Annotated in this window: 10 protein-coding genes and 1 other RNA gene; 9 read left to right on the top strand and 2 right to left on the bottom strand. The window is 61.4% G+C overall.

Translation table 11 applies throughout. The features are described from left to right. Positions 1–60: 60 nt before the first annotated feature. From gatC to gatB, 3 genes are read left to right on the top strand one after another with little or no spacing between them, the layout of a single operon-like run. A complete protein-coding gene (gene gatC / locus AAAX32_RS02500; protein WP_055250987.1) occupies positions 61–372 on the top strand; it encodes an Asp-tRNA(Asn)/Glu-tRNA(Gln) amidotransferase subunit GatC in 312 nt (103 codons plus the stop codon). Further along, the gene (gene gatA / locus AAAX32_RS02495; RefSeq protein WP_349099889.1) at positions 372–1,886 is read left to right on the top strand and encodes an Asp-tRNA(Asn)/Glu-tRNA(Gln) amidotransferase subunit GatA; all 1,515 of its coding nucleotides are present in this window, start codon (positions 372–374) and stop codon (positions 1,884–1,886) included. Before gatC ends, gatA begins: the two co-directional genes overlap by 1 nt. After that, positions 1,886–3,562 (top strand): Asp-tRNA(Asn)/Glu-tRNA(Gln) amidotransferase subunit GatB, encoded by a 1,677-nt coding sequence (gatB, locus tag AAAX32_RS02490; protein WP_117648459.1) that lies wholly within the window; start codon positions 1,886–1,888, stop codon positions 3,560–3,562. The genes gatA and gatB overlap by 1 nt, the downstream gene beginning before the upstream one ends. A gap of 224 nt (positions 3,563–3,786) precedes the next feature. Here the strand turns inward: gatB and AAAX32_RS02485 are convergent, their stop codons facing one another. Beyond that, positions 3,787–4,785 (bottom strand): helix-turn-helix transcriptional regulator, encoded by a 999-nt coding sequence (locus AAAX32_RS02485; protein WP_349099888.1) that lies wholly within the window; start codon positions 4,783–4,785, stop codon positions 3,787–3,789. Between the two features lie 120 nt (positions 4,786–4,905). Here AAAX32_RS02485 and AAAX32_RS02480 point away from each other — a divergent pair, with 120 nt between their 5' ends. The 5 genes from AAAX32_RS02480 (at position 4,906) to AAAX32_RS02460 (ending at position 11,588) form a co-directional block, all read left to right on the top strand. After that, positions 4,906–6,732: an ABC transporter ATP-binding protein gene (locus tag AAAX32_RS02480; protein ID WP_349099887.1), complete on the top strand. Its 1,827-nt coding sequence runs from the start codon at positions 4,906–4,908 to the stop codon at positions 6,730–6,732. Further along, positions 6,733–8,490 (top strand): ABC transporter ATP-binding protein, encoded by a 1,758-nt coding sequence (locus AAAX32_RS02475; RefSeq protein WP_349099886.1) that lies wholly within the window; start codon positions 6,733–6,735, stop codon positions 8,488–8,490. It abuts the gene before it with no gap. 195 nt (positions 8,491–8,685) lie between these two features. Further along, positions 8,686–8,931 (top strand): DUF6110 family protein, encoded by a 246-nt coding sequence (locus AAAX32_RS02470; protein ID WP_035136895.1) that lies wholly within the window; start codon positions 8,686–8,688, stop codon positions 8,929–8,931. Between the two features lie 78 nt (positions 8,932–9,009). After that, positions 9,010–11,025, top strand: coding sequence for a heavy metal translocating P-type ATPase (locus tag AAAX32_RS02465; RefSeq protein ID WP_349099885.1), 2,016 nt, complete (start codon positions 9,010–9,012; stop codon positions 11,023–11,025). 74 nt (positions 11,026–11,099) lie between these two features. Next, positions 11,100–11,588 (top strand): PIN domain-containing protein, encoded by a 489-nt coding sequence (locus AAAX32_RS02460; protein WP_349099884.1) that lies wholly within the window; start codon positions 11,100–11,102, stop codon positions 11,586–11,588. A gap of 58 nt (positions 11,589–11,646) precedes the next feature. Here AAAX32_RS02460 and AAAX32_RS02455 read toward each other — a convergent pair whose 3' ends face one another. Continuing rightward, a complete protein-coding gene (locus AAAX32_RS02455) occupies positions 11,647–12,081 on the bottom strand; it encodes a hypothetical protein (RefSeq protein WP_117817140.1) in 435 nt (144 codons plus the stop codon). A gap of 239 nt (positions 12,082–12,320) precedes the next feature. Between AAAX32_RS02455 and ssrA the strand changes: the two genes are divergently transcribed. Next, positions 12,321–12,684, top strand: a transfer-messenger RNA (tmRNA) gene (gene ssrA / locus AAAX32_RS02450). Positions 12,685–13,394 lie beyond the last annotated feature (710 nt).

Below are 13,394 nucleotides of genomic sequence, written 5' to 3'. Positions count from 1 at the left end.
TCCAAGTGGCGTTGCCTTGTATACTAGAGCGGTTTATCTGTTATGCGGAAGGGAGCGCCTATGGCACTCAGCGAGAAAGACGTGCGCGGCATCGCCGAGTACGCAAAGATCGCACTGACCGATGACGAGCTCACCCAGATGACGTCCTACATGAACGACGCCGTCCAGATGCTCGAGCCCGTCCTGCAATATGACTTGCCCGACGTGGAGCCCACGTTCCATCCCATCGGAAGCCTGTCCAACGTGATGGGCGATGACCTGCGCGAGCCCGAGCGCGATCTGCCGCTCGACGTTGCGCTCGAAAACGCCGGCAGCGCGCGCGACCGCTACTTCCGCGTGCCGTCCATTTTGGGAGAGGGGGAGAGCGAGTAATGGCACAGAGCTTCGATTCCCTTACCGCCGCCCAAATCGCCGCGGGCGTTGCCGCCGGCGACTTTACCGCTACCGAGGTGGCCCAGGCCTCCCTTGCCGCCATCGAGGCGCGCGAGGGCGGGGTCCAGGCATTCCTGCAGGTGTCGCCCGAGCTTGCGCTCGAGGCCGCCGCGCGCGTGGATGCCGACCGTGCCGCAGGCAAGCCGCTGCCCCCGCTTGCGGGCGTGCCGCTGGCCATTAAGGACAACATGAACCTCGTGGGCACGCGCACCACCTGCGCTTCCCGCATGCTCGAGAACTACCAGAGCGTTTACACCGCCACCTGCGTCCAGCGCATGCTCGATGCCGGCTGCCTGCCCATGGGCAAGGCCAACATGGACGAGTTCGCCTTTGGTAGCTCTACCGAGAGCTCGGCCTTCCATCGCACCAACAACCCCTGGGATACCGAGCGCGTGCCCGGCGGCTCCTCGGGTGGCTCCGCTGCGGCCGTCGCCGCGGGCGAGGTCGCGCTCTCGCTGGGCTCGGACACCGGCGGCTCCATTCGCCAGCCGGCATCGCTGTGCGGCGTGGTGGGCTTTAAGCCCACGTATGGCGCCGTGAGCCGTTACGGCGTGGTTGCCTTTGGCTCGTCGCTTGACCAGGTGGGCCCCTTCGGCCGCACGGTCGAGGATGTCGCGCTGGCCATGAACGCGCTTACCGGCGCGGGCCACGATCCGTACGACTGCACCAGCCAGGACTGTGCCGTCGACTTTACCGAGCACCTCAACGACAGCATCGAGGGCAAGCGCGTAGGCATCATCCCCGCGTTCATGGAGGCCGAGGGCCTGACGCCCGAGGTCAAGGCCGCTGTTCAGCGTGCCGCTCGGGAGCTGCAGAACCAGGGTGCCGAGCTGGTCGAGGTCGACCTGCCGCACCTGGACGCCGCTATCGCCGCCTACTACGTCATCGGCCCGGCCGAGGCGTTCTCCAACCTGGCCCGCTTCGATGGCATTCGCTACGGCTATCAGGAGGAGGGCTGCGCCAACCTGTCCGACCAGAGCTCGCTTTCGCGCGCCCACGGCTTTGGCGCCGAGGCCAAGCGCCGTCAGATGCTCGGCGCCTACCTGCTGAGCTCGGGCGTGTACGACAAGTACTACTACGCCGCGCAAAAGGCCCGCACGCTCATCACGCAGGACTACGACGCCGCATATGCCAAGGTGGACACCATCCTCATGCCCGCCTCGCCGCGCACGGCCTTTAAGTTTGGCGAGATCAGCGACCCCACGCAGATGTACCTCTCCGACCTGTACACCATCTCGCTCAACATTTGCGGCAACGGCGGTATCTCGGTGCCGCTGGGCCTGGGCGAGGATACTCAGCTGCCCGTTTCTGCCCAGCTGGTGGGGCCTGCCTTTAAGGACCGTCAGCTGCTCACGTTTGCCCGCGCCCTGGAGCGCGGCTTTGCCGATGCCGCCACGGGTGCGCCCGCGCTTTCCGTCGCGCCCGATTTTGCCGGGAAGGGAGGCGAGCTGTAATGAAGGAGCTTTCCGAGGTCCTGCAGGATTGGGAGGCCGTGATCGGCCTGGAGATCCATACCGAGCTCACCGCACTCGATACCAAGATGTTCTGCAACTGCAAGCTCAGCCACGATGACGAACCCAACGCCAACGTGTGCCCGGTGTGCCTGGGCCTGCCCGGCGCCCTGCCGGTGCCCAACAAGCGCGCCATCGAGAGCATCGTCAAGGCCGGTCTCGCCACCAACTGCGAGATTCAGCGCCACTCGATGTTCTACCGCAAGCACTACTTCTATCCCGATATGGCCAAGAACTTCCAGACCACGCAGGGCCCGGTCGCCTTTGCCATGTACGGTCACCTGGACCTGGACGTGACCGGTCGCGGTGCCGCCGAGCGCCCCGACTGCGCGTTTGGCGAGGCCGAGGCCCAGAGCCTGGCGAGCGCTTCGGCCAACGCCGAGGGCCTGTCCACGTCCATGACGTCGACCATGCGCGAAGGCAACCAGCGCGCCGGCCATCTGGCCAGCTATGACGCGTCCAACCTGCAGATGCCCGAGCGCCGCGAGGACGGTTCCTACACGGTGCCCATCCGCATCCTGCGCATCCACATGGAGGAGGACGCCGCCAAGATGGTCCACGTGGGTGGCGCCGAGGGCCGCATTACTGCCGCGGCCGAGTCGCTCGTCGACTACAACCGCTGCGGCACGCCTTTGATTGAGCTCGTGACTGAGCCCGATCTGCGCACGCCCGAGGAAGCGCGCCTGTTTATGGAGAAGCTCCGTCGCATCTTTGTGACGCTGGGCATTTCCGATTGCTCCATGGAGAAGGGTTCCATGCGCTGCGACGGCAACGTGTCGCTGCGCCGCCGTGGCGAGACCAAGCTGGGCACCAAGACCGAGCTCAAGAACCTCAACTCGTTTAAGAGTCTGCACGACGGCCTTGCCTACGAGATTTGCCGCCAGGCCGAGGTGCTCGAGGAGGGCGGCATCATCTATCAGGAGACCCGCCACTGGGAGCCCAGCCGCAAGCGCACCGTGGTCATGCGTGTGAAGGAAACGGCAGACGACTATCGTCTGTTCCCCGATCCCGACCTGGCGCCGTTCGATCTGGACGACGAGTTCATCGACCGCTGCCGTGGCGAGATTCCCGAGCTGCCCGATGCCAAGCGCGTCCGTTTTGAGGCCGACTTTGGCATTAAGACGGCTGACGCCGAGCAGATTGCTGGCGACCCTGAGTTTGCCGACTTCTTTGAGGCCGCCGCTGCCGGTATGGCCGGCAAGGAGGCCCAGACGGTCGCAAATCTGCTGGTCAACGAGATGATCGCCTACCTTAAGGGCGCAGGCGTGTCGCTCGCCGAGTCCGGCATCGCGCCGGCTCAGGTGGCGGCACTCGCCAAGCTGCTGGCGACCGATGCCATCAGCTCCAACCAGGCGCACGAGGTCTTTGAGGCGATGGCCCAGACCGGCGACGACCCCAACAAGATCGTCGACGAGCGCGGCATGCGTCAGGTGAGCGATGCCGGCGCACTGCAGCCGATCGTGGACGAGGTGCTGGCAAACTGTGCCGATCAGGCGCAGCAGTATCGTGACGGCAACCAGAAGGTCATCGGCTTTTTGGTAGGCCAGTGCATGAAGGCGAGCCGCGGCAAGGGCAACCCGAAGCTCTTCAACGAGTTGCTGAGAACGTCGCTCTCGTAGCTGCGAGGCCGGGGAAGCCCCGAGTCGCCGGGGTATTTCCTCCAAATTTCAAACAGTCCTATGCAAGACGAAGGCCACATTTAGTGGCCTTCTTTGCATGCGGAACTCATTTGGAGCAAACACCCCGGCGACTCGGGGCTTCCACGATCAGACGACTCGGCCGTTCGGGTCAGGTGGGCTGGATTGAATTTGGTGAATGAGGGCGCCGTTGGCGCCTTCATTCTTTATATATGTTGGGAGCGCCAGGCGGTGGGGGTGGTGCCGGTGTGTTGCTTGAAGGCTTGGGCGAAGGCGGCCTGCTGAGGGTAGCCTAGACGCTCTGCCACCTGCGCTATCGTGAGCGCGCTATCGGCCAAAAGGTCCTGTGCTCGCTCTATACGGCGTCTGCGAATGTAGGCGCCCAGGGACTCGCCAGTTTGGGCCTTAAAGGTGGCGCATAGTTTGGAGCGGCTTGTGTAGAGCCTCTCGGCCACCTCGTTGATACCCACACGTCTGCTTTTGTCGAGCGCGCGCTCAATCATTGCCGTTGCTTCTTCGGCAATGGTTATGCTGACGCGTGTGTCTGCCGCCTGCCGCGCCTGCTTGTGGGCCGCGCGCGAACAGGCGAGCTCCGCGACCATGGTCTCCACGATGCCTTGCATATAGACGTGTCCGCCTACGGTACGGGCGCGTTCCTCGTTAATCCGACGCAGCGTGTGGCAGATGGCAGACGTCGCCTCCTCGTGCCATGGCTCGGCAAACGCCTCGAAGATTCCCGCGAACTCGGTGGGATAGCGGTGCTCCAGTTCGTCAAAAAATCCAGGCAAAAAGAGCACCGAGCGCGAGTGATAAAGCTGCCCTGCAAACAGCGGACTTAGCTCCTCGCCGCAGCTATCTTGGATAAAGCTGCACACCGCGCTGTTCGGCCACGGCCCGCGCAGTGGCTTAAGGTTCGCAGGCGTTATGCCAGCCTTGGGCATGCATATGAGCGTGGGCGCGCTGACCTCGCTCACGCAGGCGTACGGCTCGGGTGTGTATTCCGCCAGGTACATATCGTGCGTCGGGGTAATGAAATGCTCTATGACGATGCAGGTGGGGGAGAGGGGCATGATCCATGCGCGTCCGTGCGCCCGATCGTTTGCCACCTCGCCGGTAAAGACGGCGCCCTTGCCGGAAAGCTCCAGGCCAAACTGCTCAAACTGCGGTGCGTAGAGCTCGGTTATGTTGGTCGCGGCCCGATGCATTTTCGAAAGCGTCCCCTTCCTTTGCAGAAACATCCACGTCTGGCTCGATTGTGTGCCTTGGCTAACATATCAATGATAAGTTGATTACGGTTAACTCTCAAGCCGTTAGAAAGGAATCTCATGGCAAAGGGATCAAAAAGGGAAGGCGGCGGTATCGGCGAGCTACTTGCATATGCCGGCGACCGTAAATTCCTAACGTATTTGGGCATGGCGCTCTCGGCGCTCTCGCAACTGCTGAGCTTTGGCCCGTATGTGTGCATCTGGTTTGTCGCGCGAGACCTTATCGCTGTGGCGCCTAACTGGAGCGAAGCCACCGATATCGCGATGTATGGCTGGTGGGCCGTGGGTTTTGCCCTGGCAAGCATCGTAGTGTATTTCGTGGGACTCATGTGCACGCACCTGTCTGCGTTTCGCTGCGCGTCCAATATCCGCAAGACTGCGAGCGAACACCTGCTTAAGCTGCCGCTTGGCTACTTTGACATGCACGCCACCGGTGAGCTGCGCCGTATCGTAGACGGATGTGCCGCCTCAACCGAGACGCTGCTCGCACACATGCTACCCGATATCGCCGGCGCCACCGCCATGGTTGCAGGTCTGCTCGTGTTGCTTTTCGCCCTCGATTGGCGTTTGGGCGCGGCGTGCCTTATCTCGGTCGTCGTTTCGCTTGGCGCCATGGCTACCATGATGGGCGGCAAGGGCGGCGAGTTTATGAAGGTCTACATGGGCGCGCTGGTCAAGATGAACAAGACCGGTACCGAATACGTACGCGGCATTCCCGTGGTCAAGGTGTTTCAGCAGACGGTCTATTCCTTTAAGGCGTTCCACGACGCGATCGCCGAATACGCCGACATGGCGCAAAACTATTCGGGCACGTTCTGTCGAGGTCCGCAGGTACTCAACCTTACCGCGCTCAATGGTCTTGTGGCATTCCTATTGCCCGTGGCGTTGCTGTTGGCGCCGGGCGAGACGGACTTCGCGCATTTTATGGCCAACTTCACGTTTTACGCGATATTTTCGGCCGTGGTGCCGACGGCCATGACCAAGCTCATGTTTGTGGGCGAGGCGTCTCAGATGAGTGCCGATTCGCTGGCTCGCATCCGAAGCGTCATGGATTCCAAGCAGCTCTCCGTGCCCGCTCAACCCAAGTACCCTGCCAGCAGCGACGTGCGATTTGAGGATGTGAGCTTTACCTACGAGGGCGCCGAGGCGCCTGCCGTCAACCATGCGAGTTTTAGCGTTTCCGCGGGTAGTACCCTCGCGCTTGTGGGTCCTTCGGGAGGCGGCAAGTCAACCTGTGCAAGCCTGATCCCGCGTTTTTGGGATGTTTCCTCGGGTCGAGTGCTCGTAGGCGGTGTGGACGTTCGCGATATGGATCCGAACGAGCTTATGGACCAGGTCGCCTTCGTGTTCCAGACCAACCAGCTGTTCCGGCAAACACTTGCCGATAACGTGCGCGCCTCCAAGCCTACGGCCACTGACGACGAAGTGCGTGCGGCCCTCTCCGCAGCTCAGTGCGACGACATTGTGGCCAAGCTCCCACAGGGCATCAACACCATGCTCGGCGCCGGCGGAGCATATCTTTCGGGCGGCGAGGTCCAGCGCGTGGCACTCGCCCGCGCGATCCTTAAAGACGCTCCTATCGTGGTGCTCGATGAGGCCACGGCGTTTGCCGACCCCGAGAACGAGGCGCTCATCCAGCGCGCCTTTAGCAAGCTGGCGGCGGGTCGCACGGTCATTATGATCGCGCACCGGCTTTCTACCGTGGTGGGGGCCGACAAGATCGTGGTGCTCAACCAAGGTAGCGTGCAGGAGGCCGGCACCCATGCCGAGCTGCTGTCCCAAAAGGGTCTATACGCCAAGATGTGGGCCGAATACGAACAGGCCGCGAGCTGGAAAATCACTGCAGCGACCGCGGATGCCGCCGTCACGAAGGGAGGCGAGGCCTAAATGTTCGCCTCATTCCAAAAGAAGTATTTCCTATCCGATAAAGGCGTCGCCGGCGTAAAACGCGGCATTTTCTGGACCACGCTCACTAATCTCATTACCATGGCCGGCATGGGCTTTTTATTCCTGGTTATGGCCGGCTTTGTCGAGCATCTCGCCAGCGGGGCTGACCTGCCGGATGCCCTGCCGATCGTGGGCGGCCTCCTGGTCTTTTTTGTGTTGCTCTTTGCCTCTAACTGGCAGCAGTATTACTACACCTACTGCATCTTTTACGAGGAGTGCGGCAAGCAGCGCATGGGGATTGCCGAGCGCTTGCGCAAACTGCCGTTGTCGTTTTTCGGCCGTCGTGATCTGGCCGATCTAACCGAAACCATCATGGGCGACGTTCAGACTATGGAGCACGCCTACAGCCACGTGCTGGGAGAGCTTTGGGGTGCCGTCATCGCAAGCGCCATTGTGTTCGTGGCGTCGCTGCTCTTTTGCTGGCAGCTGGCGATCGCGGCGTTTTGGAGCGTTCCCGTGGCCTTTGCCGTGCTGTATCTAACACGCGGCCCCATGACCCCGGTGTTCGACCGTGTGCGCGCCGAGAAGGTCAAGGTCACCGAGGCGATCCAGGAGACGCTCGACTGCGTGCGCGAGATTCGCGCCACCAACCAGGAGGCCCATTATCTTGAGGGGCTTAACGCCGTGATCGATGCCGAGGAGCGCGAGACCACCAAAGGCGAGCTCGCCAACGGGCTTTTGGTCAACTCCGCCTTTGCCATCCTGCGCCTGGGGATAGCCACCACGTTGGTCACGGGCGCCACGATGGTCGCCTCCGGGCAGGTCGACTTTTTGGTGATGTTTGCCTTCCTGCTTATGGTGAGCCGTATCTACGCGCCGTTTGATCAGGCCCTTATGCTCGTGTCGGAGCTGTTTGTCGCCGAGTCGTCTGCCAAGCGCATGCGTTCCATCATGGAAGAGCCTGTGGCGCGGGGCAGCGAGAAATTTGAGCCCGTGGGCCACGATGTGGTGTTCGATCACGTGGCATTTGGCTATGGTGCGGGCGAGGACGGCCGCGCCGGCGAGAAAGTTCTTACCGATGTGAGCTTTACCGCCAAGGAAGGCGAAGTTACGGCGCTGGTCGGTCCTTCGGGTTCCGGTAAGTCTACGGTGAGCCGCCTGGCCGCGCGCTTTTGGGACGCCACCGAAGGCACGGTCACCGTGGGTGGCGTGGATGTTGCGAGCGTGGACCCCGAGGTGCTGCTGCGCGACTACGCCATTGTGTTCCAAGACGTGCTGCTCTTTGACGACACGGTGATGGGAAACATCCGTCTTGGTCGTCGCGATGCCACCGATGAGGAAGTGCTTGCTGCCGCGCGTGCCGCCAACTGCGACGAGTTTGTGAGCCGCATGCCGCAGGGCTATGACACCATGATCGGCGAGAACGGCTCCAAGCTGTCCGGCGGCGAGCGCCAGCGCATCTCCATCGCCCGCGCGCTGCTCAAAGATGCGCCGATTGTGTTGCTGGACGAGGCGACGGCGAGTTTGGATGTGGAGAACGAGACCGTGGTGCAGCAGGCGCTCTCCCGCCTGCTCGCAGGAAAGACAGTTATCGTGATCGCCCACCGTATGCGCACGGTAGAAAATGCCGATAAGATCGTTGTACTCAAGGATGGTGTGGTTGCCGAGCAGGGCACTCCGGCGCAGCTCAAGGCGGCAGGTGGAGAATTCGCCCGCATGGTTGCGCTGCAAAAGGAAGCGGCTGCCTGGCAGCTGTAAGAAGGGGCAAAGGAACAGTCCCTTTGTCACATTGACAATCGGTTACTCCGCATCGTTAATTTTCAAAAGGTTAGCCATGGCTGACCTAGATAGTTAGATAGAATTAAGGTATTTCAAAAGCGTGCTCGAGCTAACTGATGAACTCGGGTGCTAAGGCACCATGCCGCGCCCCATGCGGCAAAAGGGAGAAGCAACATGAAGAAGTCGACGTTTAACACCCTGCTTGTTGGTGGCGGTTTTCTGCTTGGCACGGCCGGCATCAAGCTGCTTACCAGCGCTCCGGTCAAGAATGCCTGCGTGCAGGGTATTGCGTGCGGTATGCGCATCAAGAACGGCTACCAGGACATGGTCGAGCAGGCCAAGGCTAATGTCGACGACATGGTTGCCGAGGCTGCTTACATCACCCAGAGCGAGGCCGCCGCGGACAACGCAGCTGAGTAGCGCTTCCAGGCACAAACTATGAGATTCTCGATTATTAGCGAGATCCCCGGCAGGACCCGTCTTCAATTGGCGGGTCCTGTGCCAGAGAGCGATCTCGATGCACTTCTTAAGCTTGGCGGCGACATCGACGGCGTGCACAAGGTGCGCGTCTACGGCCGCATCGGCCAGATGGCGCTCGAATACGATGAGCCGCGCCGCGCGAGCGTGCTCGACGCCTTGGGCGCACTCGATGCTCAAGCTATCGCTGATGCCAAGTCGGGCTACGTGATACAACTCGAGCCGCGCAAGCACAAGCTCGTCATGGATCTTGCCACACTTGTCGGCGCCCACTACGCACGTCGCTGGTTTTTGCCCACGCCCCTGCGTGCGGTGTTTGTCGTGGCCGGTTACATGACCTTTTTGCGCGCCGCCCTCCGTGAGCTCGCGCAGCCGCGCCTGACCGTTCCCGTGCTCGACGCTTCGGCCATCGGCATTTCGTTCGTCAAGCGTGATGTCGACACCGCGGGCCAGACGATGTTCCTACTCAACGTGGGCGAGCTGCTCGAGGACTACACCCGCGCCATGAGTGAAAACGAGCTCATCAACTCGCTGCTCGATGTGCCCGACAAGGCGCAAAAGGTTGTCGGCGACACCGAGGTAAGCGTTGCCGCGACCGAGCTTGAGCCCGGCGATCTGGTCGCCGTGCGCACCGGCATGTCCATCTGCATCGACGGTGTTGTCGAGCAGGGGAGCGCTATGGTCAACCAGGCGACCCTGACCGGCGAGCCGCTGGCCGTCGAGCGCAGCGTGGGCGACGACGTGTTCGCCGGTACCGTCGTGGAAGACGGCGGCATCTTGGTGCGCGTGCGCGCCAATACGGCGCAAACCAAACTGCGCTCAATCGTCTCGCTCGTGCAGACGGCCGACTCGCTCAAGTCCGAGGGCCAGTCGCATATGGAGGACCTTGCCAACAAGATCGTCCCGTGGAACTTCCTGCTCGCGGGCCTAGTTGCGCTTACTACCCGCAGCCTCATCAAGACCTCGGCGGCACTGATGGTCGACTACTCGTGCGCACTCAAGCTCACGGGTTCCGTTGCCGTCATGACCGCTATGAGCGATGCTGCCAAGATGGGCGTCATGGTCAAGGGCGCGAAGTACTTTGAGTCGTTTGCCAAGGCCGACACCATTGTCTTTGACAAGACCGGCACGCTCACCGAGGCGCAGCCGCGTCTTGCCTGCGTACTCACCACCGATGGCTGGAGCGAGGATGAGGTCCTGCGCCTTTCCGCTTGCCTGGAGGAGCATTTTCCGCATCCGGTGGCACGCGCCGTGGTCAACGCCGCCCGAGAGCGTGGGCTCGAGCATCGCGAGCGCCATGCCGCCGTCGAGTACATCGTGGCGCACGGCATCGCTTCGTCCATCGAAGGGCGTCGCGCCATCATCGGTTCGGCGCATTTTGTATTTGAGGACGAGGGCGCACAGCTCGAATCCAACATCAAGGAGCGCATCGAGTCCCAGACGCAGGGCCTGTCGCCGCTGTACCTGGCGGTCGACGGCACGGTCGTGGGCGTGCTCGGCATCGAAGATCCGCTCAAGCCCGGGGTCCGTGAGGCAATCGCCGACCTGCATGCGCTGGGCGTCAAGCATGTCGTTATGCTCACGGGCGATTCGGAGCGCACGGCCGAGCGCATTGCGCGCGAGGCGGGTGTCGACGAGTTTAAGGCCGAACTGCTGCCCGAGGACAAGTACGCCTATGTGGAGCAGATTAAGTGCGAGGGGCGCCACGTTGCCATGGTGGGCGACGGCGTCAACGATTCGCCGGCGCTCGGTTTGGCCGACGTGGGCCTGGCCATGGGTGGCGGAAGCGACATCGCCAAGGAAGTCGCCGATATCATCCTGACCGATACGGATCTGGCCGCGATCGTGCGCCTGCGCCGCATGAGTCAGGGTCTCATCGACCGTCTGACGAGTTCGTATTCCAAGGTGATGCTCACCAACTCGGCGCTGTTGGCATTGGGTATTACCGGCATGATCACTCCGCAGACGTCGTCACTGCTGCACAACGGCTCAACGATCGCCTACAGCCTGGGCAACGCCAAGGCATATCTGCGTTAGCAGACGTGTTCGCCCACGTTATCTGGCCTGCGCCCAGACGGCATCGGTGTCGTCCGGGCGCAGGCCTTTTGCGTTTGGATGCCAACGTATGGGTTGATTCGTTTTGCGTCGACCATGCTGAGTCGCTTGCCGCGCGTGCGTTTATTGGGCAGGCGGCGGAGGCGGGGGCATTGCTGTTCTTTCCGGTGCATATCGCCAAGGACGTGCTGTACGTTGTTCAACACGAGCTGAAGCGTAGCGTTCTTGCCAGTGGGGAAGCGCTCGACGAGGCATCTGCCCGTGCAATTGGCGATGCGGCGTTGGCGTTTGTTCGGAACATGACCGAAAACGCCACGGCCGTGGGTGCAGATGCGTCGGACCTTTGGCTGGCCGACAAATACTTAGCGCTCCATCGCGATTACGAGGACAACTTGGTGCTCGCCGCGTGCAAGCGCGCGCAGGTCGATTACTTGGTGACCAACGATCGCGAGCTGCTCGAACATGCCGATCTTGCAGCAAAGACCCCGCGCCAAATGATGCCGATTCTGGCTTTGGCCGAACGCGGCGGCGCGGCTATCGGTTGACGCGAACTGTTTGTGGGCCTCTTGGACGACGATGCGCCAAGGGACCCGCGCCTTCTATTTACAAAAGCTCGGCCTTAATGGCGGGACTTTCTGCGAGCTGCTCGGCTGCCTTTTCGTCGGAGCTGTCGAGTGCTGCCAGACTGCGGTAGACCCACTCGTTGACCTGGGTGTTCTTGACGCCTGCGGTCTGCATAAGGGCGCCTACCTCGCGGATTGCTGCGAGCAGATCGGCTTTGGGACCCGCGAGTTCGACCTCGATGCCGTGGTAGGCGGCCACGCCGCGGTTCTCACTCACGTGGTCGATAAAGCCCTCGACGGTCTCAAGCTGCTGGGCGAGAGCCACATCATCGTTAGCGTCCAGCGCGACGAGTGCGTTCGAAACCGTGAGGGCGGGATGTCCGCAGGGGACAAAGCCTTCGATGACATCCATAGCTTCGGTAATGGTTGAGCCCAGGCCTGCGAGGGCATTGACGAGTTGCTGCTTGGTATCCATAACGGTCCTTTCGACGGGTCAATTTTGCTTGGCGAAAATATACGTTACGCGATCGGTGGCAAAAGTGCGAAGTGCGGCGCACATTGGGGTCTTCACAGCTCGTGCATAGAACAGCTGTCCGCTTTCAGAACGTGGTAAGATAACACTCCACAAGCGGGGCTCGCCCTGCATGCTCCTTGAAAAGTCGACGGGTGTTGGGTGCTTGCGTGCCCAATGCCATCCAGACTTTCCCGACATTCGGGGGCGACTGGTTTCGACACGATAGCTCTGAGAGAGGAAGCAAGCCGAGGTCTCCTCGCCTCGTTAAACAGGGGTACCGTCAAATTGAATTGACAACAACTCTTCTTTTGAGCCTATGGCTCTCGTTGCTTAGTTTATAGCGGCGCGTCAACCCGGTGATTTCCCCGACACCGGCGCGACGTCATTTTAGGGGAATGCTCCTGCGCACGTAATCGGTATGGCGCAGGCTAAGACCGAACCGGTTAGGACGCCGCGAGCGTGTCGCTGAGCGCAAAGCGTCCGAGACAAAACCAGCGACTGAGCTTGGAGATGCCAATCAGGGGGCTTTCGTGGACCGGAGTTCGATTCTCCGCGCCTCCACCAATAGTTATAGGCAGGTAGAGAAGTGTCTCTACCTGCTTTTTTATTACTTACAGATACCGCGGAGAATCGAACTCTATGCAGGGCGCGAGCGTTAAGCAAACGCGAAGCGTTTGTAGCGAGCGGGCGAGGGCGGCGGCAGCCGACCGAAGCCGGTGCGGATTTGCGAAGCAAATACGCGGATTCTCCGCGCAAACTTTCGACTCAAAACGGATGCGATGTTTACCGAATTTCAGCTGGACCTGCCTCGCATCAGCAAATCCCCGTACCGCGGAGAATCGAACTCTATGCAGGGCGCGGGCGTTAAGCAAACGCGAAGCGTTTGTAGCCCGCGGGCGAGGGCGGCGGCAGCCGGCCGAAGCCGGCGCGGATTTGCGAAGCAAATACGCGGATTCTCCGCGCAAACTATCAGCCCAATATGGATGCGATGTTATCGAATCTCAGCCGGCCATGCGCCGCATCAACGGAACCCCAAACCCGCGGAGAATCGAACTCTGTGCAGGGCGCGGGCGTTAAGCAAACGCTACGGCAACGTAGGGTGGGACGCGCTTTCCTAACGGCGGCCCAGGCGGAAAATCCATCCCGGAATCCGCGCTCAGAACGGGACACGCTTTCCCAACGGCGGTCCAAGCGGAAAGTTCATCCCGGAATCCCGCCTCAAACTGGAACACGCTTTCCGCTCCATATTCTCAACTCCAAAACCTATGCGCCCT

Origin of the sequence: Collinsella sp. CLA-ER-H3, from assembly GCF_040092425.1 — a bacterium.
Classification (GTDB): Bacteria; Actinomycetota; Coriobacteriia; order Coriobacteriales; family Coriobacteriaceae; genus Collinsella.
The sequence above is the reverse complement of the archived record's forward strand: the minus strand, read 5'-3'. Positions and strand labels throughout refer to the sequence as shown.

What these genes read in the sequence shown, in the direction of transcription:
- gatC (WP_055250987.1), top strand. Translation starts at nt 61, where the DNA reads ATGGCACTCAGCGAGAAAGACGTGCGCGGCATCGCCGAGTACGCAAAG.
- gatA (WP_349099889.1), top strand. Translation starts at nt 372, where the DNA reads ATGGCACAGAGCTTCGATTCCCTTACCGCCGCCCAAATCGCCGCGGGC.
- gatB (WP_117648459.1), top strand. Translation starts at nt 1,886, where the DNA reads ATGAAGGAGCTTTCCGAGGTCCTGCAGGATTGGGAGGCCGTGATCGGC.
- AAAX32_RS02485 (WP_349099888.1), bottom strand. Translation starts at nt 4,785, where the DNA reads ATGCATCGGGCCGCGACCAACATAACCGAGCTCTACGCACCGCAGTTT.
- AAAX32_RS02480 (WP_349099887.1), top strand. Translation starts at nt 4,906, where the DNA reads ATGGCAAAGGGATCAAAAAGGGAAGGCGGCGGTATCGGCGAGCTACTT.
- AAAX32_RS02475 (WP_349099886.1), top strand. Translation starts at nt 6,733, where the DNA reads ATGTTCGCCTCATTCCAAAAGAAGTATTTCCTATCCGATAAAGGCGTC.
- AAAX32_RS02470 (WP_035136895.1), top strand. Translation starts at nt 8,686, where the DNA reads ATGAAGAAGTCGACGTTTAACACCCTGCTTGTTGGTGGCGGTTTTCTG.
- AAAX32_RS02455 (WP_117817140.1), bottom strand. Translation starts at nt 12,081, where the DNA reads ATGGATACCAAGCAGCAACTCGTCAATGCCCTCGCAGGCCTGGGCTCA.